Origin of the sequence: Paenibacillus thermotolerans, assembly GCF_028745515.1 — a bacterium.
GTDB classification, from domain to species: Bacteria; Bacillota; Bacilli; order Paenibacillales; family YIM-B00363; genus Paenibacillus_AE; species Paenibacillus_AE thermotolerans.
Genome location: NZ_JAQZSG010000013.1, coordinates 90,123 through 110,242 on the forward strand (window position 1 = coordinate 90,123; position 20,120 = coordinate 110,242).

18 protein-coding genes and 1 pseudogene are annotated in these 20,120 nt (G+C 53.0%); 4 read left to right on the forward strand and 15 right to left on the reverse strand.

The annotated features are described in order from the left end of the window. Positions 1-11: 11 nt before the first annotated feature. The 5 genes from PT964_RS13055 to PT964_RS13075 all read right to left on the reverse strand — a co-directional run bounded on the left by PT964_RS13055 (position 12) and on the right by PT964_RS13075 (position 5,669). Positions 12-1,250 (reverse strand): Ger(x)C family spore germination protein, encoded by a 1,239-nt coding sequence (locus tag PT964_RS13055; RefSeq protein ID WP_274363792.1) that lies wholly within the window; start codon positions 1,248-1,250, stop codon positions 12-14. Further along, positions 1,219-2,340, reverse strand: coding sequence for a GerAB/ArcD/ProY family transporter (locus tag PT964_RS13060; protein ID WP_274363793.1), 1,122 nt, complete (start codon positions 2,338-2,340; stop codon positions 1,219-1,221). Before PT964_RS13060 ends, PT964_RS13055 begins: the two co-directional genes overlap by 32 nt. Continuing rightward, complete coding sequence (locus tag PT964_RS13065) at positions 2,288-3,961, reverse strand: spore germination protein (RefSeq protein ID WP_274363794.1); 1,674 nt, start codon at positions 3,959-3,961, stop codon at positions 2,288-2,290. Before PT964_RS13065 ends, PT964_RS13060 begins: the two co-directional genes overlap by 53 nt. Positions 3,962-4,154: 193 nt before the next feature. After that, the gene (locus PT964_RS13070) at positions 4,155-4,307 is read right to left on the reverse strand and encodes a hypothetical protein (protein ID WP_274363795.1); all 153 of its coding nucleotides are present in this window, start codon (positions 4,305-4,307) and stop codon (positions 4,155-4,157) included. 144 nt (positions 4,308-4,451) lie between these two features. Further along, complete coding sequence (locus PT964_RS13075; RefSeq protein WP_274363796.1) at positions 4,452-5,669, reverse strand: MFS transporter; 1,218 nt, start codon at positions 5,667-5,669, stop codon at positions 4,452-4,454. 119 nt (positions 5,670-5,788) lie between these two features. Between PT964_RS13075 and PT964_RS13080 the strand changes: the two genes are divergently transcribed. Continuing rightward, positions 5,789-6,376 carry a sterol desaturase family protein gene (locus PT964_RS13080; protein ID WP_274363797.1) on the forward strand — a complete coding sequence of 196 codons (588 nt, stop codon included), beginning with the start codon at positions 5,789-5,791 and terminating at the stop codon, positions 6,374-6,376. Between the two features lie 3 nt (positions 6,377-6,379). Here the strand turns inward: PT964_RS13080 and PT964_RS13085 are convergent, their stop codons facing one another. From PT964_RS13085 to PT964_RS13100, 5 genes and pseudogenes are all read right to left on the reverse strand, one after another. Then, complete coding sequence (locus PT964_RS13085; protein WP_337995029.1) at positions 6,380-7,687, reverse strand: hemolysin family protein; 1,308 nt, start codon at positions 7,685-7,687, stop codon at positions 6,380-6,382. A gap of 27 nt (positions 7,688-7,714) precedes the next feature. Further along, positions 7,715-7,873 (reverse strand): annotated as a pseudogene (locus tag PT964_RS26550) (TerC family protein); the annotation flags it as partial. Between the two features lie 623 nt (positions 7,874-8,496). Further along, entirely contained in the window at positions 8,497-9,471 is a 975-nt protein-coding gene (locus PT964_RS13090) for a ring-cleaving dioxygenase (protein WP_274363798.1), read from the reverse strand. A gap of 16 nt (positions 9,472-9,487) precedes the next feature. Continuing rightward, positions 9,488-10,102, reverse strand: coding sequence for an alpha/beta hydrolase (locus tag PT964_RS13095; protein WP_274363799.1), 615 nt, complete (start codon positions 10,100-10,102; stop codon positions 9,488-9,490). Beyond that, positions 10,099-11,049 (reverse strand): VOC family protein, encoded by a 951-nt coding sequence (locus PT964_RS13100; protein ID WP_274363800.1) that lies wholly within the window; start codon positions 11,047-11,049, stop codon positions 10,099-10,101. Before PT964_RS13100 ends, PT964_RS13095 begins: the two co-directional genes overlap by 4 nt. Before the next feature lie 208 nt (positions 11,050-11,257). Between PT964_RS13100 and PT964_RS13105 the strand changes: the two genes are divergently transcribed. Genes PT964_RS13105 through PT964_RS13115 form a run of 3 tightly spaced genes read left to right on the forward strand, consistent with a single transcriptional unit; the run spans position 11,258 to position 13,914 of the window. Next, entirely contained in the window at positions 11,258-11,587 is a 330-nt protein-coding gene (locus PT964_RS13105) for a PadR family transcriptional regulator (RefSeq protein WP_274363801.1), read from the forward strand. A 20-nt stretch (positions 11,588-11,607) separates the two neighbouring features. Beyond that, positions 11,608-12,324, forward strand: coding sequence for a pentapeptide repeat-containing protein (locus PT964_RS13110; protein ID WP_274363802.1), 717 nt, complete (start codon positions 11,608-11,610; stop codon positions 12,322-12,324). Positions 12,325-12,354: 30 nt separating this feature from the next. Continuing rightward, entirely contained in the window at positions 12,355-13,914 is a 1,560-nt protein-coding gene (locus tag PT964_RS13115) for an MDR family MFS transporter (protein ID WP_274363803.1), read from the forward strand. 221 nt (positions 13,915-14,135) lie between these two features. Here the strand turns inward: PT964_RS13115 and PT964_RS13120 are convergent, their stop codons facing one another. The 5 genes from PT964_RS13120 to PT964_RS13140 all read right to left on the reverse strand — a co-directional run bounded on the left by PT964_RS13120 (position 14,136) and on the right by PT964_RS13140 (position 20,065). Further along, positions 14,136-16,409, reverse strand: a complete 2,274-nt coding sequence (locus tag PT964_RS13120; RefSeq protein ID WP_274363804.1) for a bifunctional 2',3'-cyclic-nucleotide 2'-phosphodiesterase/3'-nucleotidase — start codon at positions 16,407-16,409, stop codon at positions 14,136-14,138. 355 nt (positions 16,410-16,764) lie between these two features. Further along, a complete protein-coding gene (locus PT964_RS13125) occupies positions 16,765-17,295 on the reverse strand; it encodes a copper amine oxidase N-terminal domain-containing protein (RefSeq protein WP_274363805.1) in 531 nt (176 codons plus the stop codon). A 325-nt stretch (positions 17,296-17,620) separates the two neighbouring features. Then, positions 17,621-18,421 (reverse strand): undecaprenyl-diphosphate phosphatase, encoded by an 801-nt coding sequence (locus PT964_RS13130; RefSeq protein WP_274363806.1) that lies wholly within the window; start codon positions 18,419-18,421, stop codon positions 17,621-17,623. A gap of 2 nt (positions 18,422-18,423) precedes the next feature. Beyond that, positions 18,424-19,149, reverse strand: a complete 726-nt coding sequence (locus PT964_RS13135; protein ID WP_274363807.1) for an ABC transporter permease — start codon at positions 19,147-19,149, stop codon at positions 18,424-18,426. Further along, on the reverse strand, positions 19,142-20,065 hold the full coding sequence (locus PT964_RS13140; protein WP_274363808.1) for an ABC transporter ATP-binding protein: 924 nt from the start codon (positions 20,063-20,065) through the stop codon (positions 19,142-19,144). Before PT964_RS13140 ends, PT964_RS13135 begins: the two co-directional genes overlap by 8 nt. Positions 20,066-20,120 lie beyond the last annotated feature (55 nt).

Sequence of the window (20,120 nt, forward strand, 5' to 3'; positions counted from 1 at the left end):
GACCTCTCCCTTCATTTAGCCGACATGCCTACGCGCCGGACATTCATATCGACATGAACATCGACCGGCAAATCTTTGTAAACTTTTAGCCACCCGTCCCCGTTCTTAATGTGCTTATTCCAATAAGCCGGCTCTTTCGCTCTGACATATTCCCCGAATCCGAAGATGTCCGATTTGTCCTGCTGCGTCTGCCGGATTAAGCGCAAATACTCTTTCCGGGCATTCTCCTGCAATTGCCGCTGTATTTGCATGACGGTCTTGCTGTTGATGTTGAATTGATTGTTGGATTTTTCAAGCAGGTTGCCTTCTATAAAAATTCGAACGGTAATATGCGGCTTGCCGTTTCGGATCGACGGTTTAATGGACGATTTCCGGCTTGTGCCGCCGAACATCACGTAATCGTTTTCCGTCCCGGGCACCTTCACGTATACCTCTCCGCCGGCCGGGCTCATCCCTTTAATTCCCATAAATAGCGGAATATCCAACGGACCGGTCGTCCCCACCAGCTTTTCCTTAACGAAATACGCCAATCCGTCAATGCGAATGGTCGATCCTTCGGCATATTCTACATACGGAAGATAGCCCTCGCGGCCTTTGGCGGACACGGAGCTCCAGAACATCCCCAAAAAATTTAGCGGAAACCGCCCCATCTTCACGGATTGGTCCATCGTCGTCAGCAAATAAACCGCCGGCACCCGCTCCAGCTGCGGAGAAAGCTGTATCAATTGCTCCGCTTTTCCTTTGCTTATAAACATCCAATTCATTCTGCGCACTTCCGGATTTCGTCTGAAATAATCGTTAATGTTGCCGATTCCTTTCTTCGCGACGCTTTCCGACACGACGATTATCCTTAGATGGCCGAAAAACAACGGCGGAGCCGTCTTCTGCTGCATGCTGTTAAATGCATCCTCGATCGTATGCCCCGTAGCGCTTACTACCCATACGGTCTGCTTTCCTCCTCCTCCTCCGCCGCCGCCGCCGCCCCCCTGCCCCGGGCCGAGCGGGATTCTCCCCGGCACTGCGATCTGGACGGTCACCTTCAGATTGCCCGTTTCCGTATTCGGATGGTCTCCGATTGAAGAAATGTTTGACATCTCCTCCGGCTTTTTTTCCGCCTCGTCGATTCCGACGCCTAGCACGAGCGCCCTCTCCTCCAGCTCCAACCGGTCCCAGCATCCCGAAAGAAAAGGCATTGCCAGCAGGATAACGACTAGTCCGCTAACCTGAACGATTTTTTTGCCGACCGGCATACGCGTCCTCCCTCTTTTTCCGAATTAGAGCGACCAGATAAAGCGTTAAGGGGTAAACGATCGTTACGAGCAGGCCGATTCTGCCTACGATTTCAATAATTTCATAAAGCTGCAGCAAGCTTTGCGGCAGCATGGCTAGCGTAAACACGAAGGGAAGAATAAACATGGCCAGCATCTTGTTATCCCGCAGCCTTAGCAGCCGCCCGATCGAATGAATCGTGAAATAATAGCTGGAAAACAACGTTGTAAACACCGCCGTGACCCATACCGCCAGGAAAGCCGCGTCCAGCCTCTCAAGGATGTTGGCGGGCAGCGTTGTCGTCTTGGCAAGCTCCAGCGTCGGCCATAGCAGCCGCTTCGTCTCCTCCGTCCCAAATACGCCAACTGCGGCTATGACGATCGAAAGGTACAGCCCGCCTGCAATTCCTAAGCCCAAGATACTGGCCTTCAATGCGTTTTCGGGCCTGCGCATCATCGGGATCACCATAGAAAGCACGAACGCGCCTTGAAATAAAGCGGCTATCGTCAATACCCCTTCGCCGAAGCCCTTCGGTTCGTTTCCGATAATCGGCTGGAGATGTATCCATTCCGCGTTTTTCAGAGACAGCGTAACGATCAACAAAGCGGGCGCAACGAGCAGCGGTAAATAAAAGTGGTGGATGTAAGCGAAGGTGGTCAGGTCGTTGCGCGCCGACAAGCCGGCTAAGAGCAGCATGACGATTACCGTTACCTCGAGCGGCGTTTTCTTTAATACCGAGGTGATGACCACTTCTCCGAACTCGCGCGCCGTCAAGGAGCTCAGTATCGCAAAGAACGAAATGATCAGAACGGTGCCGACCCAAGCTATCCATTTGCCCATAATATCTTCGCTGTACTGGACAATCGACTTCGTCGGAAACCGCATGCCCAGCTTTGAAAGCAGCCATAGTCCGACGAATGCGAGCGCAATTCCGAGCAAGGTTACGAGGGGCGCTCCCGTATCGCCGGCGCGCACCGCGAATAGCGGGAGCGGAAGCACGCCTACCCCGATAATCGTGCTAATCAGAACGGCTGCCGCTTGTATCGTCGTTATTTGCTTCGGGTATTCCATCCGAACCGTTCCACCTTTCATTGCCGACCTTTAACGGATCCAACGTATTTACGACGGGACGTTTAATATGTGCCCCCGGCCTCTGGCCCAATCGGGTACGATTCGGGGTATGTAGAAAAGCAGGCCGCTTCTTCATCCACCAAAGCGGGGGCCGAACTACCGTATCCTTCATGGCTTCAAAGTTGCCGGGAACCAGAGGGCTCAAGTAAGGGACGCCGAACGATTTGATCGAGAGCAAGTGATTCGCGATTAAAATCAAACCGACCATGACACCGTACAGCCCGAACATCCCGGCAAGAAAAATAAGCGGGAACCGCAGCAGCCTTAATGCGAGCGCGGCGTTATAAGCCGGGGTGGCGAAGGACCCGATCGTCGTCAGCGCAATAACCACAACCGTAATGGGGCTTACAAAGCCCGCCGCCACCGCGGCTTGTCCGATGACAAGCACGCCTACGATCGAGAGCGCCCCGCCGACCTGCTGCGGCAGACGCACGGTCGCCTCCCGCAGCACCTCCATGGAAACCTCCATAATGAACACCTCCACTACGGAAGGAAAGGGCACGCCTGCGCGGCCGCCCGCTACCGCCACGGCGAATTCGGTCGGGATGAGCTCCGGGTTAAATGAAATAACCGCGACATAAAGAGAAGGTGTAACCAGCGAGAAGATTAGCGCGACCAGACGGGCCAGACGAATGAAGCTGACCAGCACGAACCGCTCGGTGTAATCCTCCGTCACTTGATAAAACTGATTGAACACGGTCGGTACGATTAAAGCGAACGGAGACCCGTCGACCAAAATAATGACCCTGCCCTCCAACAAATTGGCGACGGCCTTGTCCGGCCGTTCCGTATTTTGCACTTGCGGGAACGGCGAGAAGTGGTTGTCTTCGATAAATTGCTCGAGGTGCCCGGCATCGAGCACGCCGTCGACATCGATCGCCGCAAGCCGTTTCTGTACTTCCTCCACCAGCGCATCGTTGGCGACGCCTTTTATATAACACACAATGACATTCGACTTCGTAAGTCTTCCGATTTCCATTGTTTTCACACAAAAATCGGAAGACGGCAGCCGATAGCGCAGCAGGCCGATATTCGTTTGCAGCTGCTCGATAAACCCCTCCCGCGGCCCGCGGATCACCTGCTCCGTAGCCGGCTGGTCGATTCCGCGTTTGGCCACGTCCTTCGCCTCGATGAGAAACGCTTCCTCGAGCCCGTCGACAAATACGACGCCTTTGCCCCGCAGAACCCCTTCCACAGTTCGGGTCAATTGGCTTTCCATTTCGCATTTGCTGTTATACAGCACATCGTTCCTCAGCAGCCGCTTCAATTGATCCTTCGATTCGACTGTAACGTCCTTCAGATGGGGAGGAAGATACATGAACAATTTTAAAATGTCCGTATTTACCGTGTGCAGATCAACAAGGCTTGATATATAAACCATTGCCGCGGGGTATGTGCCCAGCGCATGGAAATGGCGTACTACAAAATCGGCGTTTTCTCCGAGCAAGCTGTTCAGAATCGTTAATACTTCGTCCAAGCTGCCGGAAAGCTTTACACCGTCATATTGCTGAAGCATTTGATCGGGAGGAATTTTCCGCTCTACTTTTTCCGTTTTCCTCATCGTTCTTCTTGACCCTTGCTTCAATCGCCGCCACATACGAATTCCTCATTTCCATCGATAACCGCGTTCACGCCGTTCGTTTCCAAAGATTCCTTCGCATATAATGTGCGCATTTCAGCCAAACGCATTCGCAAAAAAACAAAAACCGGCTATCGCAATAGGATAACCGGCCCGCTCATCTATTCGACATTCGCTACTCTACCGACAATTTTCCGCGCATTTCCTCCAACAAACACTGTTTGCAGAACCAGCGGTCCCCGAACCATTTCCAAGCCTTCTTTTCTACGCTTTCCAATTCATGCTGCCTCTCTTTTTGCCGCTTATCCGCCAGATACAGTTCCATCATCTTTCCCAACCTCTTTCTCCAACGTTATTTACAGCTTCAGTATAGACCTCTGCTGCGGTGCGAAACGACGGGAAAAGGGCTAAGAGGCGGCTAAGAAAATCGATGTAAGCCTTCGTACGCCTTTGGTCTTATGGCTGCAACCGGTTAGTCGGCCAGCTCCCTTCCTTTCGTCTCCGTGCCGAGGAGCCAGACGGCCAGCGCCCCGACGACGATCGAGGCGAAAAATAGGATGAATACGGCCGGTATGCTCACATCGCGAGCGATAAGCCAGCCGACGAGGAACGGAGCGATGACGCCGCCGACGCGGCCGAACGATGCCGCAAGGCCCGTCCCGGTGGAGCGGAACTTCGTCGGGTATAGCTCCGGCGTATAGGCGTACATTCCGCCCCATGCGCCTAAATTAAAGAACGACAGGCCGATGCCCGCCGCAATGAGCGAGCCGGCCGACGCCGCCGATCCGAACCATACGGCAAACAAGGCGGTGAGCAGCAGGTAGCTGACCAATACGAACTTTCTTCCGAACCTTTCAATGAAATAGGCGGCCGTAAAGTACCCGGGCAGCTGCGCCAACGTCATGATGAGCACGTATTGGAAGCTTTTGACCAAGCTGAAGCCCTTCATCACCATAACGGTCGGCAGCCAGAGGAACATGCCGTAATACGAAAAGACTACGGTGAACCACAAAATCCAGAGCATGATCGTCGAGCGGCGATATTCAGCGGTCCATACGGATTTGAACTTCCTTAAGAGCGGTTCGTTCCGTTCTGTTCGCCGTTCCTTAAATCTCGGCGGATCTTGAATCGATGTCCGGAGGTAGATCGCATACAGCGCAGGCAGCGCTCCGATCAGGAAGCCCGATTGCCAGCCGTAGCGAGGCATAACGAAATAAGCGATCAGCGCCGAAGCGATCCAGCCGCCCGCCCAGAAGCTCTCCAGCAGCACGACGACTCTGCCGCGTTCCTTCGCCGGCACCGACTCGGACACGAGCGTCGAAGCGACGGGCAGTTCCCCGCCTAAGCCTACCCCCGCGAAAAATCGCAGCAGACACAGTACGGCAAAGCTAGCAGCCAAGGCCGAGAGGCCGCTCGCTGCGGAGAACAAGAGCAGTGTCCAAAGAAGCACCGCCTTCCGCCCGTAACGGTCGGCCAGCGTACCCGCGAATGCGGCTCCGAAAACCATGCCGATGGAGTTTATGCTTGTAAACAGCCCCACCTGTTCGGAGGAAAGCTCCCATTCCACCTTCAGCGCCGCGATAATAAAAGAGATGAGCCCGACATCCATCGCGTCGAACATCCAGCTGATTCCCGCGCTAAGCAGCAGCTTTCGATGCTTGCGGTTTTGCAGCGCCTCAATGTTGTACATTGCCGCCAGCCTCCATTTCCCTCTCGTTCGCCTTACAAAATGTGTACCCGATCAAACCTTTTTTCCGTATAATAATGGCAAAGCATCTTATATCCCAACGGAACAAGGTGAGGATTCGTATGCGGTACTTCGTTGAATTCATCACACATCGTTTGATCGTTTTTTTAACCTGTACTTTTCTTGTAAGCGCTGCAGTTGCATGCTTGTATCCTTGGAGCGGCCGAACCGTCCTTTACGCGGCGGTCGGGGCTTTGCTGGTGCTGATCACCGAGTACACCGTCCACCGGTATATGCTTCACCAGTTTCCGGCTCTGATGCCCGCCGCTTATCGGGGACATCAAGCGCATCACCAAAACCCTTCGGATATACGCTATTTGTTCGGTCCCGTACGATACGACTTCATCAGCTACGCGCTCATGTTCTTTTTTGCTTGGCTGCTGAGCCGCAATGTCGGACTGGCCGCCGCGCTTACCGCCGGCGCCGGCGCTTGCCAGCTGTACTATCAGTGGAAGCATTATATCGCTCATCGCCCGGTCACACCGCTTACCCCATGGGGCAGATGGTTGAAGAAGCTTCATCTGCTGCACCATCATCTCGATGAGCATGCCTGGTACGGCGTGTCGAATCCGTTCTTCGACGCCGTAATGGGCACCTACCGGCGCGACCGCCGAAAGAAGTCCTCCGCCAGCCAAAGCAAAACCCTTTGATTCTTATTTCAAAGGGTTCGTCACTTTTATTTTTTTTATGAATTTTTCATCCGCTTCGATCACCTGAAAGACGGCTCCTTTAAACTCGACGGAAAGCTTCTCGCCCGGAGCGGGAAGCCTTCCGAGCTGTCCGATGACAAAGCCGCTGACCGTTTCGTAATCGTCTACCGGCAGCCCGATCCGCAGCACCTCTTCGACGTCCTCCAGATCGGTAATGCCGTTAATCAAATACGTGTTCTCGCTCACTTCGACGATATCCTTGATTTCTTCATCATGCTCGTCAAAAATGTTCCCAACGATTTCCTCGAGCAGGTCCTCAGCCGTTACGATCCCCGCGGTTCCGCCGTATTCGTCGATAACGACCGCCATATGAACCTTATTCAGCTGCAAATCCCGGAACACCTCGTCCGTCATCCGGTGCATCGGGACATGGTACGGCTTACGCATAATCGTCCGCAAGTCGAATGCGTCTTCGTTGCAATTATCCATAAATTGAATCATGTCTTTTACATGCAGAATGCCGACAATATCGTCGATTCCTTCCCCGTATACGGGATACCGCGTATATTTCTCTTCATTCATGATGCGCACCACTTCTTTAAACGGGGCGTCCGCCGAAATCGCCACAATATGTATCCGGTGCGTCATAATATCGGAAACCTCTTTATTGTCGAAGTCGAAGATATTGTTGATCATCATTCTTTCGGCTTCTTGAATCGCTCCCGACTCGTTGCCGACGTCCACCATCATCCGGATTTCTTCTTCCGTCACCTCTTCTTCATTGCTGTTCGGATCGACCCCGAACAAGCGGACGGTTACGTTCATCGAGAAGGTGAGCAGCTTGACGAACGGGGCGGTAATGAGCGACAGCACGGTCAGCGGCCGCACGGCGATCATGGAAATCGGTTCCGCCTTCTTCATCGCCAGTCTCTTCGGTACCAGCTCTCCGAATACCAGCGTAAAGTAAGAAAGAATTAACGTAATGACGATTAAGGACACACTGTCCAATATTTTCGGAGGGATCGGTATGCCTACTTCGTACGCGAATCGCGCAAAGCGCTTCGCGAAGGTGTCCGCTGCGAAGGCGCTCGCCATAAAGCCGGCAAGCGTAATGCCGATTTGAATCGTTGCGAGAAAGCGGCTCGGTTCCTTCAGCAAATTGTAAAGCATCTGGGACTTCTTGTCGCCTTCCTCCGCCATCGCTTTCACCTTGTTATCGTTAAGCGAGATCAGGGCGATTTCCGAGGCGGCGAAGAACGCATTGATTAAAATAAGAATTAACAGTACTACAATTTCGGTAATCAGATTCATCACCTGCTAATCGACTGATTTTCGTTGCACGGCTTTCCGTTGATGCGAAAGGGTATAAACTGCCAATTTCACTCCTACCCATCCTACAATAATGAAAGCCGCGGTTTCAAGACCGGGCCGTCGTTCTAGCAGCTATACAAAGATGGAAGCGGGAGCGACGAATCTCATAGCGACCACACCGATTAGTCATGATCGCACGCAGTTAACCGGTGCATTGTCCGCTGCCGGTATGCCCCCCTCATTGCCGATCAGCTCAGGAAGCACCCGGGCATATGTAAGCAGCAGGACCGTATCCGTCGTTCTCTTCGCCTTTCACACGAATTTCCATGGGGGTATTGTTTGCCGGACATTTGTTTTTATGCGGTGCGGTTTAATCCGCGGGAAGAACAAAGGATTAGGGCATGGCTCGGTCGAGTTTCCGCGACGGCTGGCGGCTCGCTCTAACGGACACGGATGCAGCTATTCGGAGTTTTGAGTTGAGTTTGCGGTTGTAACGGACACCACTGCAGTTATAGCCTCGAAAAAGCAAGGAAAAACACAAAAAATCGGGGTTTAGCGTCTGCTGTGTCCGTTAGAGGAATGACGGCGGGCAAATGGGCGATATAGCGTCTGCTGTGTCCGTAAGCACTCAGGGGTTAGCAAGAGGCGGCGAGAAACAGGTGTCAAAATGAACAAATTCACCCTTACGGTGACTGATTGCACTAACCGACGGTTACATTTCCGCCGATCCCCCATTCGAAAGATGACCTGCCAAAACAATCAAAAAAGCCCGCCGTTCGGCAGGTTTTGGCGGGCTTTATCAGCATATATTACTTATCTGTTTCCAGCGGCTTCAACCGCGCTTCAATGGAAGCACGCTGAGCTTCGAAGTACGGCGGCAGCGACAGTCTTTCCCCGAGGCGCTCGAAGTCCTCGTCGCTTTCGAAGCCCGGACCGTCCGTAGCCAGTTCAAACAAAATGCCGTTAGGCTCTCTGAAATATAACGACTTAAAATAATATCGCTCCACAAATCCCGAGTTCGGCATTCGGTTTTCGGAGATACGGTCGATCCACTTTCGCAGCTCTTCCTCGTTATCCACCCGGAACGCTACATGGTGAACGCTGCCGCGTCCCGGTCTTTCCCGCGGAAGGTCGCTCCGCTCCGCCAGATGAACCTCCGCGCCCGTGCCGCCCTCTCCGGTCTCGAACACCCGAACCTCGCCCGAACCCGGCAAAGAATATCCCGGTATCTCGCGGAAGCCCATGATGTCCGTCAATACGGAAGCAGTAATCTCGGGCTTAGGTACCGTCAAAGTGACCGGTCCCAAGCCGATAATGCCGTACCGTTCCGGTACGGGCGCCCGTTCCCACGGCTTGCCGCCGGGCACGCCTTTGTTGCGCTCGTCGGATACGAGCGCAAGCCGCTGGCCCTCCGGATCGCGGAACGGGAGCGTTGCGCGTCCGGCAACCCGGGTTATTTCGTCATGATCGACACCGAGCTGTTCGAACCGCTTTTTCCAATACCCGATCGCCTCGTCATCCGCCACCCTTAGCGTCGTTAAGGAGATGCTGTTCGTCCCCGGATACGTCGGTCCGGCGTTCGGTATTTCGAAGAAGGTCAAGTCGGTACCCGGATTTCCGCGCTCATCCGCGTAGAACAGATGATACACCGACGTGTCGTCCTGGTTGACGCTCTTTTTGACGAGCCTCATCCCGAGAACTCCCGTGTAAAATTCATAGTTGTTTTTCGCGTTCGCCGTAATGGCCGATACATGATGCTGCCCTTTGAGCGCTTTAAGCTCCATTGTGCATCCCCTCCTCTTATTGGTTCTTGAACTGCCCCTTATACCACTCAGCCGCCGCATTCACTTCCGTTCCGGTCAGCTGATGCCCGAAATATTCCCAGTGCACGGCGACGGTCGCACCCGCGCCTTCCAGCAGCGTTTGCAAATCCTCCGTTTCCTGCGCCGGGCAGATCGGGTCGTTCCTCCCGGCTCCGATAAAGACCGGCACCCCCGTAAGATCGGGAAGCTCTACTCCTCTGCGGGGAACCATCGGATGATGCAGGATAGCCCCTTGGAGCGAGCCCGGAATGTGAAACAGCAGGCTGCCGGCGATATTCGCGCCGTTGGAATATCCGACCGCAATTACGGAGCCGCGGTCGAACCCGTACTCCTGTGCCGCTTGATTCAAAAAATCGTGAAGCTCATTCGTGCGAAACACCAGATCCTCTTCGTCAAACACACCCTCGGCAAGCCTTCTGAAAAATCTCGGCATCCCGTTCTCAAGCACGTTTCCCCGTACGCTTAGCACGCCTGCCGTCGGATCGATCCGCTGCGCCAGCGGAAGCAAATCGTTCTCCATGCCGCCCGTTCCGTGGAGCAGCAGGAGCGTCGGCGCCGTCGGCTCCGTGCCTTGCCTGTAAATATGCTTCACGATTGATCCTCCTCCAGTACGCGTATTTCAAGAGGCGGCAGTCCCGCTTCGATCGCGCTGCGGTGCGGCTCGAACCATTCCGGCAGCTTCAGCTCCCCGCCGAGCGATTCGAACGGCTCATCTTTCGTGAAGCCCGGCGGATCGGTGGCGATTTCGAAGAGGATTTCCCCTTCCTCACGGAAGTACACCGCCGTGAAATACTGCCGGTCAACGACAGGCGTCGGCTGAAAGCCCGCCTTCATGACCCGTTCTCTCCATTGCTCCTGATCCGCCAAATCGTTCGCGCGCCATGCGATGTGATGAATCGTTCCCGTTCCGCCGATCCCTCTGCCCATCACCGCAGCGTTCACGTCGATTCGGTTGCCGAGATCCCCGTTGGAGCGGAAACGCACCAACCCGGCCTCCTCGCCGATTCGTTCAAGCCCCATTACATGCTCCAGCAAGTGCATCGTTTGCACGGGAGCCATGCTGTACAGGACCGCGCCGCCGAACCCTTTAATCGCCTTATCCGCCGGCACCCCGCCGAACGACCAACCGCTTTGCGGTCCTTCCTCCCGCTCCGTCAGCTCCAGCTGCAAGCCGTCGGGATCCTTAAAGCGAATATACGATTCGCCGAACCGTTCCGCATGCGTAAAGGCCACCTTGAACTTGTTCAACCGCCCTTCCCAGAACGGAAGCGCCCCCGGCGGAACCGCAAACGTCGTATACCCGACCTGTCCGCCGCCGACCTTGCCCCTGCGCCCTTCTTCCCATGGAAAAAAGGTGATCGCCGTACCCGGACTGCCCTTCTCGTTCCCGAAATAAAGATGGTACACCTCCGGCGCGTCGAAGTTAATCGTCTTCTTCACGAGACGCAAACCGAGAATGCCCGCATAAAAATCCGCATTTCGCTGCGCGTTTCCGACAAACGCTGTAATATGGTGAATGCCTGCCGTTCGCTGTGTCATCGCTTGAAACCTCCCGTTTTTCAAATTTCAGCTATGGAAAAGCCGCTTTTCGTTAACTTTTCTTCGTCAAGTGAAGATCATTCATTGCTTGATTCATTTATATCAAATTTGAGATATTTAGTCCAGAACCAATCATTTACTTTGTATGAAATACTACCTTGACAGTCATAGTAATATGTTTTACATTGTATATCGAGGAGTGAGAATCATGAGCGAACAAAAGATCACCTCCGACTTGCTCAGAGGACATACCGACACCATCATTCTTAAACTGCTTTCTTCCGGGGATAAGTACGGATATGAGATTTGCAAACTGGTTCAATCAGGCTCCGGCAATGAATATGAACTAAAGGAGGCCACGATGTATTCGAGCCTGAAGAGGATGGAACAGGAAGGAAGCATAACCTCTTACTGGGGGGATGAAACCCACGGCGGGCGAAGAAAGTATTATCGCATTACCGATAAAGGCGCCCGGACTTACATTGAAAATAAAAAAAACTGGGAGCATGCGAAACGAATCCTGGATCAATTAATTTAAGGAAAGGAAGAACGGAAATCATGAACGAAAAACTGAGAGACTATTTAGACCGCGTATTCGCCCGTTATGAAGGGCTGCCTCCCGTTATGGAAATAAAGGAAGAGCTTTATCGCGATCTGCAGGAAAAGCTCGCCGATCTGAAGCGCGAGGGCTATGACGACGAGGCCGCTCTTCAGCTGGCAATCGATTCGATCGGCGACATCTCCGAGCTGGTGGAAAGCATGAACGCAACGGCCAGAGAGCTTCAGCAAAGCGTCGGCATGGACCTGTCCAAGAGCAACCTCCAACGAATGGATTTTCGCGAAGTCCAAGTGCCGGGCGGCAAATTCAATTACAGCAACCTACAGGGCTCCGACTTTACACATTCCGATTTGACGAACAGCACCTTTAAATGCAGCAATCTGGACCGCGCCGTGTTTGACGGAGCCAATCTGACCGGCGCGAAGCTGATCAAATCCAATTTGAGACGAGCGAGCTTTAGAGATTGCGTCTTAGACCGTACGGATTTCAGCTCATCGGAATTATCGGGAGTAAACTTCGACGGTCTGTCGTTCAACGGTACAATCTTTGATTATTCGGGACTGAAGGGAACTTCGTTTCGGAACGCCATTTTCAAAAATGTTTCCTTCAAAACGGACGTAAAGAAGGCGATATTCGACGGTGCGGCGATGGATAAAGTTACTTACGCGCTGTTGAAAGGGTTTAAGGCGAATCTGACAAACGTTACGACCCTATAGACCGTACCCGTAAAGGAGAGAATCAAAATCATGACAACTGCAAAAAAATCAAATCTCGGTCTCGTCGTTGCGGGACTGTTAATCGGGATTCTCACCGCCTCGATGGACGGCACCATAGTGGCGACGGCGATGGGTACGATTGTAGGGGAGCTGGGCGGACTCGACCAGTTCGTGTGGGTAACGTCGGCTTACATGGTCGCCGAAATGGCAGGGATGCCGATCTTCGGAAAGCTGTCCGACATGTTCGGGCGCAAGCGGTTTTTCATCTTCGGGCTCATTACGTTCCTTGGAGGCTCCATTCTGTGCGGAACCGCCGACACCATCGTCCAATTGGCTTGCTATCGCGCCATTCAAGGCATCGGGGGAGGCGCTTTGATTCCGATCGCTTTTACAATCATGTTCGACGTGTTCCCTCCTGAGAAGCGGGGCAAGATGGGCGGCTTGTTCGGCGCGACATTCGGACTGTCCAGCATATTCGGGCCGCTGCTCGGCGCCTACATTACCGATTACATCAACTGGAGATGGGTGTTCTACATCAACCTGCCGCTCGGCTTGCTTTCCTTCATCTTCATCGCTTTCTTCTATAAAGAATCGATCCGGCATGCGAAGCAAAAAATCGACTGGGCGGGCGCGTTCACCTTGGTCGGCGCCGTCGTCTGCGTCATGTTCGCGCTGGAGCTCGGCGGCCATTACTATGCTTGGGGCTCCGGCATTATTCTGAGCTTGTTTGCCGGCTTCGCCGTTTTGTTCGCCGCATTCTTGTACTTGGAGACGAAAGCGGAAGAGCCGATCATCTCGTTCGCCATGTTCAGACAGCGATTGTTCGCAGCAAGCAGCCTCATCGGCCTGTTTACCGGCGCCACCTTTATCGTCGCCACCGTTTACATCCCGATTTACATTCAAGGCGTGCAGGGCGGCACCGCGACAAATTCGGGATTGCTGCTGCTTCCGATGATGCTCGGCACGACCGTATCCGCACAATTGGGAGGCTTTCTGTCCTCCAAGTTCAGCTATCGGAGCGTCATGCTGCTCTTCAGCGTTATCTTCGTGCTCGGCTTCGGCCTGCTGACCACGTTGACGCCCGATACGTCCCGCCTTGCCGTTACGATCTTTATGATCATCGTCGGTCTCGGCGTCGGCGCATCGTTCTCGGTGCTGGGCATGGCGACGATTCACCATTTCGACGATACGAGACGCGGCTCGGCGCAATCGACCAACGCATTTCTGCGAGCATTCGGAATGACGCTCGGCATCGCGGTGCTTGGGATCGTGCAGCGGAACCTGCTGTCCGGCAAGTTGGAGAACGCGTTCCAAGCGGGGGGTTCCGACGCCGGGGGAGCGGCCGGTGCGTGGCTGCCGTCCAGCCTGATGGACGATCCGCGGGCGCTGCTCTCCCCTGAAGTGAGAGCGAACATTCCGAACGAAGTATTGGATACGATTACGGGCGCATTGTCCTCGTCGATCGCCCAGACGTTCGCGTGGACGCTCATACCTGCCGTACTATCGCTGCTGTTCGTATTTTTGATGAGCGGCGAGCGCTTAATTCGCCCTTCGGCAGCACCTAATGCGAAGCAGAAGGCGGCTTCGTAAGCCGCTTGCGCGAGGATAGCGGAATTTCCGGCCGCTTCCTCCGGCGCGGCGAGTGCAACGGAACACCATTGCGTTGGAAGTAGCTAGTTTGGCGGTGTATGGGGCTGCAGCGGAATGAAGTTCCGTTCGAGGCGGTCGCCCCTCCACCACTTTTTGGCGCTAATCATTTTCAACGAAAAAAGCCGTGCAGGGGATTTCCTCCCTGCACGGCTTTTACTGTTTTACTTCGCTGCCGGAATCTTTATGATTTGATTCGGATAAATCAGGTGCGGATTTTTCAGCTTGTTGTACTTGGCAAGGTCCTGCCACTTGACGCCGAACGAAGCCGCGATTTCGGAAAGCGTGTCGCCTCTCTTCACTACATACGCTTTGTCCGCCTTAGCCGGAGCCGAAGGTGTCGCAGGTTTAGCTGGTGTTGCCGGAGTCGCAGGTGCTCCCGGATTCCCCGGTGTAGCCGGTGTAGCCGGAGTTGCTGGGGTTGCAGGAGTCGCAGGTGTTGCAGGAGTTTCCGGTTTCTCCTCTGCAGCGCCTGCCGACAGCTTCAAACCGAACTTAGCGTATCCGTCCTCTTCAACGCCGATGAACGACAGCGTATCGCTGCCTTCGGCGAACGCCTTCGCATCCGGCGACGTCTTGAACGTTACGTTCACTTTGCCCGCGACAGCCGCGAACTTCCAGTTGCCGTCGGCCGTCGGATTGATCGTCCCGTTCTCGCGAATATAATCGATAACGGCTTGGCGGTTCTCATCCGGCGATTTCAAAATGATCCGAGTACCGTCCGGGTTCGCTCTCGGCCCGGAAGCACGGTAGTTGTTCGTAGCTACAACGAATTTCTGATTCTCATCGATCGGCTTGCCGTTGAATTTCAAGTTGACGATCCGGTGCGCATCAGAGTTCACGACCGTCTTCCCTGCCGCATCGTAACGCGCCGGCTGCGTAACATCGATCTCGTACGTTACGCCGTCGATAACGTCATAGTTGTACGTCGGGAAATCGTAATTTACGAGCGCTTGCTCTTCCGTCTTCTTCGGATCGATCGTGTTGAACTGGCCTGCCGACCATTCCAGCCACTCGCGCACTTCCGCGCCCGTAAGGACAACCGCTTGAACCGTATTGGAATACAAGTACAAATCCGCTACGTTCTTAATGGCGATCGGACCGGCGGCAATGTTGGTATAGTAGGTCGGACCTTGACGTCCGCCCGCTTTAAACGGAGCGCCTGCGGACAATACCGGGAGCCCTTCGTAATCGGTGCCTTGCAGCGCCTTCTTCACGTACCACTTCTGCGCATCCGTAACGATCTGTATGGACGGATCGTCCTGTGCCAACGCGAAGAAGCTGTTGATCGGCGCCGATGTCGTTCCGACCGGGCCGCGCACATACTCAATCGTAGCTTCATGCTCCTCATGAACGGCGTCAAGCACTTCTTGGTCTGCGCCGACCAAAGCGGTTTTCGTAGCCGCGTCATAAACCGCGCGCACGGAAACCGCGGATTTTACAACCGCCCACTTGCCGTCCACCTTCTGGATTTCCAAATCGATAATTCCGAGATTGTTGCCCCAGAAGCCCGGTTCGACCGCCGGAACCCCGTTAATGGTACCCTTGGTCAAATCCACGCCGCTCTTGCCTTCGAAAGACTTATCCGGGAACACCTTGTGCGCATGTCCGAACAGAATCGCGTCGATGCCTTCGACTTTGCTCAAATACAGCACGGAGTTTTCCATCATTTCGCCTTCCGGAATGTCCTCGAAGCCGGAGTGAGGAATCGCAACGACGATATCGGCTCCTTCGGCCTTCATCTTCGGCACGAGCGTCTTGGCCGTATCAATGATGTCCTTCGCAATGACTTTGCCTTCAAGGTTTGCCTTGTCCCACTGCATAATTTGCGGGGGGACGAAGCCGATGACGCCGACCTTGATCGTATGCTCTTGGCCCGCTTCGTCGACGACCTTTTTATCCAGAATAATATATTGGTTCTTAAAATACGGCTTGTCGTTGGAAGGGTCGTTGTCGCCGTCGTCGACATACACGTTGGCGTTCACGTAAGGGAAGTCCGCGCCCTTCAAGGAAGTTTCCAAGAAGTCCAAGCCGAAGTTAAACTCGTGGTTTCCGATGTTACCGGCGTCGTAATCAAATAGATTCATAGCTTTATAAACAGGGTGCGTTTCTCCGTCCTGCAGCGGATCGACCTTCGCGACATAATCCCCCAGCGGGTTACCTTGGATCAAATCGCCGTTGTCAAACAGCAGGCTGTTCTTCGATTCCTCCCGCGCCGCGCGGATGAGCGTCGCCGTCTTCGCAAAGCCGTACTCATCGGTAGGCTTGTCCGCAAAGTAATCGTAGTTGACCATGTTGACGTGCAAATCGGTGGTCTCCATAATCCGAAGCTTTACGACCGGATCGCCCTCCGCGGCGGAAGCCCACAACGGAACGGCTAGAACGTTAAATGCGACGGTTGCTGCCAATACACCTTTTTGCCATGCAAGTTTGCGCATGTAGAAGTACTCCTCCTATTGGAAAAAGTGGGAACTAGAATAGATTACCATAAAAACTAACAGAACGGTCTGGATTTACAAAAATAAAACATCCTTTTTTTCAAAGCAATTTCACTGAAGCAGGACCGCGTTAGCGGTAAGTTTTTTGAAACTATAAAAAGAAAGAACGTATAAATCAATTGGTAATTTGGAATTTCATCCTCGGGGTAAAATAAATGTTTTTCAGAATTCTTTCGATATACCTTTCCATATATAACCGCCGAACTTCCGGCGGTAACACACTTACTTTTCTGAGCTATAGGCGAATTCTAACTCACGTTCTTCAAAGAATAATTTGTATTGAAAATACATCGTATTATCGACCTTTTTTTAGGTTATTTCCCTTCGCTATGAAAAGGTCCCCATTTTTTTTATTAAGTTTAAACGTAACGTCACCAAAACTCTTGGTTAAGTACTCAGGAATTTCGATCTTAACTAACTTCCCCTGAAGAAGGAGAGTCCCACCAATAGCTTGAGTAAACGCCCTTGCCGGCAGGTATGTCACTCCATCTATTACTCTAACCGTCCCCCCCGTGCTCACTTCTTTATCGTTAACTATAATTTTTCGCTCACCAGCTTTCATTTTTACATTGAATCCACCACCAGTTAGCGTTGCGATTTTTGAAACCTGATCCCACGACAATTTCCAACGTAACGCATCCGCCATTTCTCGAATTGGGATGTTGAGCTGTCCAGTTTGAACGATAGGGTTAGAAATTGATAATCCATTCACTTCCGCGGTGTAGTTGCTGCTTGACTTTGCAGCGACAGCGATTCCGCCCATAGCATTCGGAGTTATTATGCAGGTCAATGCAATTACGAAAGTAAACACAGCCTTAAATCTCATCTAAACCGCTCCTCGTATTTGCTTATTTAACTTCTAAACGCAATTTTACCTGTATATGTTTCTATTCGTAAAATATGTAAATTGAAAGAAAAGAAGGTACATATTGATTGACTTTTCTGCGCTTGAAGCTTCCTTCTGCTCCTGCACAGTTCCTTCTTACACCATACCTTCTTTAAGGTTTTGTTGTCTGCAACCGACAATAACTATTAGAACGGTTATTAAAACTAAGCAAATTAAGGAAAATCAACAGATTTGAACTTTTGATTACAAAAAACGGCATAAAAAATGCCCCTCCCCGCACCTGCAGGAAGAGGCATCCGCCAATTTATCTCATCACAAAGAAATAGAATACTGCAGCAATCACGAACCGGTACAGCGCGAACCATTCGAGCTTGAGCCGCTTGATCAAATTCAGGAACGTAACGACCGCGATCATCGCGACGACGAAGGCCGCAACGAAGCCGATGAGAAACAGCATCAAATCGTCCGAAGTCAAAAATTCGCGGCTGTCGTACATGTCGAGCACCGTTGCGCCGAGCATGACCGGAACCGAAATCATGAACGTGAAATCGGCCGCCGCTTTCTGGCTCGTTCCGAGCAGCAGACCGCCGGAGATCGTCGAGCCCGAACGGGAAAAGCCGGGCCACAGCGCCAAACATTGGAACAGCCCGATGCCGAACGCCTGCTTGTACGTAATGTCGTCCGTCTCTACCGCCGTCACCTTCCGCTTCGCCCGAACGGCGACAATCATCAGAACGCCGCCGATAATCAATCCGATCAGCACCGGCGCCGGTCCGAACAGCTGTCCCTTGATGACATCCTTGAAAATCAAATACACGATCAAAGCAGGAATCATGGCGGCGATCATATGCAGCGCGTTCAGCCTTTTCGCCGAAAAATCGAACTTTAGCAAATCCTTCAAAATTTGCATGTACCGTTTCCAATATAGAATGAGAACCGCCATCACAGCCCCCAGCTGAATCACGATCTTAAACGTGTCGGCCGCTTGTCCTTCAAAGCCGAGCAGATCGCCCGCCAAAATCAAGTGACCGGTGGAAGAGACCGGAAGAAACTCCGTCAAGCCTTCGATAATGCCCAAAATAATGGCACTAATAATGTCGTACATACCTAAATATCCGCCTTTCTGAAGTAGGTTATGGCTGCGATGAAACAGATCAGCGATGTAGCCGCAATGCTCGCGTAGGAATAGAAGGCCGGATATCTCGGAAAAAGCGCGCCGTTCGCGATATCCATAGCGGCCGTCCACGGAATCAAACCGCGGCGGTCCGAGTTGTAGCCCATCACGTTAATTAAGGTAATTACGATGCTTAGGACGATGGACGGCACGTAATTTTTCATCACGACGGAAGTCAGAACGATCGGAGTCGACAGAACGAACAGCAGCGCTCCGGCCGTCATAAATTGCCGAAAAGCTTCCCACATCAAACCCGTACCGAACCCGCCGAACCGCCCGATCAAGCCTAGCGCCAGCGTAAGGCCCCAAGCCAGTACGGTGAGCAGCATGATCCATAGGAATAGGAGGAGCATCTTGCTCGCCATGATGCTGATTCGGGATACCGGCAGCGTAAGCAAATTTTTGAGCGTATCCTCCGCATATTCCCGGTTAAAAACATACGCCGTCACCACCCCGTACAACGGAACACCGATTAACAGCGTAACATATAAATTCGTTTGAGCAAATAGCTCCGCGAACAAGACGGGCTCCCTCAACTCCGTATCGATGGAGGAGGCGATTACGACCATGAACGGGGCCACCGCGGCGCCGATCATGCTCAGCAGGAACATTCTGGAGCGCTTCAGCTTTAGGATTTCCGTAAACAACAAATTAACCAAAGCTCCCGCCCCCTACCAGCCTTGTGAAATAATCCTCCAACGTATCTTCGCTGACCGTCATTTTCGACACCTCGATCTCGTTATGCACGAACAGTTTGTTCATGGCCGCCTGTTGTCCCTGATGGAAATAGACGCGCAGCGTGCCTCCGTGCCGAACCTCGTAATCTTGGATTTGAAAATGCCGCTCCAGCAGCATCACCGCCTTATGATCGTCGGACACCTGAAACTCGATGTACCGGCGGTTCATTTGCCGAAGCTGCTCGGAGCCGATTTGCGAAAGCAGCCTGCCCTCGTGGATGATGCCCATCGTATCCGCCAGCTGCTCGATTTCGGATAAGATATGGCTTGATATGAAAATCGTAATTCGTCTTTCCTGCGACAGCGTCTTGATCAGCGTCCTCATCTCTTTAATGCCGATCGGGTCGAGTCCGTTCGTCGGCTCGTCCAGGATGAGCAGCTCGGGGTAATGCAGCAGCGCCCTGGCGATGCCGAGCCGCTGCTTCATGCCCAGCGAATAGGTTCCGACCCGCTTTTTCGTTTCGTCCTGCAAGCCTACAATCTCTAGCGCCTCTTCAATCGCACGCTTCTTATGTACGCCGATGATTCGAGCATTGATCAGCAGGTTTTCCCTCGCCGTCAAATTTTCGTAAAAGCCCGGCGTTTCGACGATCGACCCGATGCGCCTGAGAATGGTGCCGCGGCGTTCCTGCAGCTTCTCCCCGAATATTTCGATATCGCCGGAGGTAGGCTTGATCAGGCCGAGGAGCATGCGGATCGTGGTCGTTTTGCCTGCGCCGTTGCGGCCGAGGAAGCCGTAAATTTCCCCTTGCTTTACGGTTAGGTTTATTTCGTTGACGGAAATTTGCCCGCCGCCGTACACCTTCGTCAGCTTCGTCGTCTTGATGATTGCATCCATTGCGGAATCGTTCCTTCCTTATGAATGTATGAGACTATTGTAAGAGGAAGGCCTT

Excerpts from the sequence above, each read along its gene's own strand:
- PT964_RS13140 (WP_274363808.1), bottom strand. The coding sequence starts at position 20,065 with ATGGATGCAATCATCAAGACGACGAAGCTGACGAAGGTGTACGGCGGC.
- PT964_RS13110 (WP_274363802.1), top strand. The coding sequence starts at position 11,608 with ATGAACGAAAAACTGAGAGACTATTTAGACCGCGTATTCGCCCGTTAT.
- PT964_RS13080 (WP_274363797.1), top strand. The coding sequence starts at position 5,789 with ATGCGGTACTTCGTTGAATTCATCACACATCGTTTGATCGTTTTTTTA.
- PT964_RS13120 (WP_274363804.1), bottom strand. The coding sequence starts at position 16,409 with ATGCGCAAACTTGCATGGCAAAAAGGTGTATTGGCAGCAACCGTCGCA.
- PT964_RS13105 (WP_274363801.1), top strand. The coding sequence starts at position 11,258 with ATGAGCGAACAAAAGATCACCTCCGACTTGCTCAGAGGACATACCGAC.
- PT964_RS13085 (WP_337995029.1), bottom strand. The coding sequence starts at position 7,687 with ATGAATCTGATTACCGAAATTGTAGTACTGTTAATTCTTATTTTAATC.
- PT964_RS13125 (WP_274363805.1), bottom strand. The coding sequence starts at position 17,295 with ATGAGATTTAAGGCTGTGTTTACTTTCGTAATTGCATTGACCTGCATA.
- PT964_RS13060 (WP_274363793.1), bottom strand. The coding sequence starts at position 2,340 with ATGGAATACCCGAAGCAAATAACGACGATACAAGCGGCAGCCGTTCTG.
- PT964_RS13055 (WP_274363792.1), bottom strand. The coding sequence starts at position 1,250 with ATGCCGGTCGGCAAAAAAATCGTTCAGGTTAGCGGACTAGTCGTTATC.
- PT964_RS13065 (WP_274363794.1), bottom strand. The coding sequence starts at position 3,961 with ATGAGGAAAACGGAAAAAGTAGAGCGGAAAATTCCTCCCGATCAAATG.
- PT964_RS13090 (WP_274363798.1), bottom strand. The coding sequence starts at position 9,471 with ATGGAGCTTAAAGCGCTCAAAGGGCAGCATCATGTATCGGCCATTACG.
- PT964_RS13130 (WP_274363806.1), bottom strand. The coding sequence starts at position 18,421 with ATGTACGACATTATTAGTGCCATTATTTTGGGCATTATCGAAGGCTTG.
- PT964_RS13070 (WP_274363795.1), bottom strand. The coding sequence starts at position 4,307 with ATGATGGAACTGTATCTGGCGGATAAGCGGCAAAAAGAGAGGCAGCAT.
- PT964_RS13100 (WP_274363800.1), bottom strand. The coding sequence starts at position 11,049 with ATGACACAGCGAACGGCAGGCATTCACCATATTACAGCGTTTGTCGGA.
- PT964_RS13075 (WP_274363796.1), bottom strand. The coding sequence starts at position 5,669 with ATGTACAACATTGAGGCGCTGCAAAACCGCAAGCATCGAAAGCTGCTG.
- PT964_RS13115 (WP_274363803.1), top strand. The coding sequence starts at position 12,355 with ATGACAACTGCAAAAAAATCAAATCTCGGTCTCGTCGTTGCGGGACTG.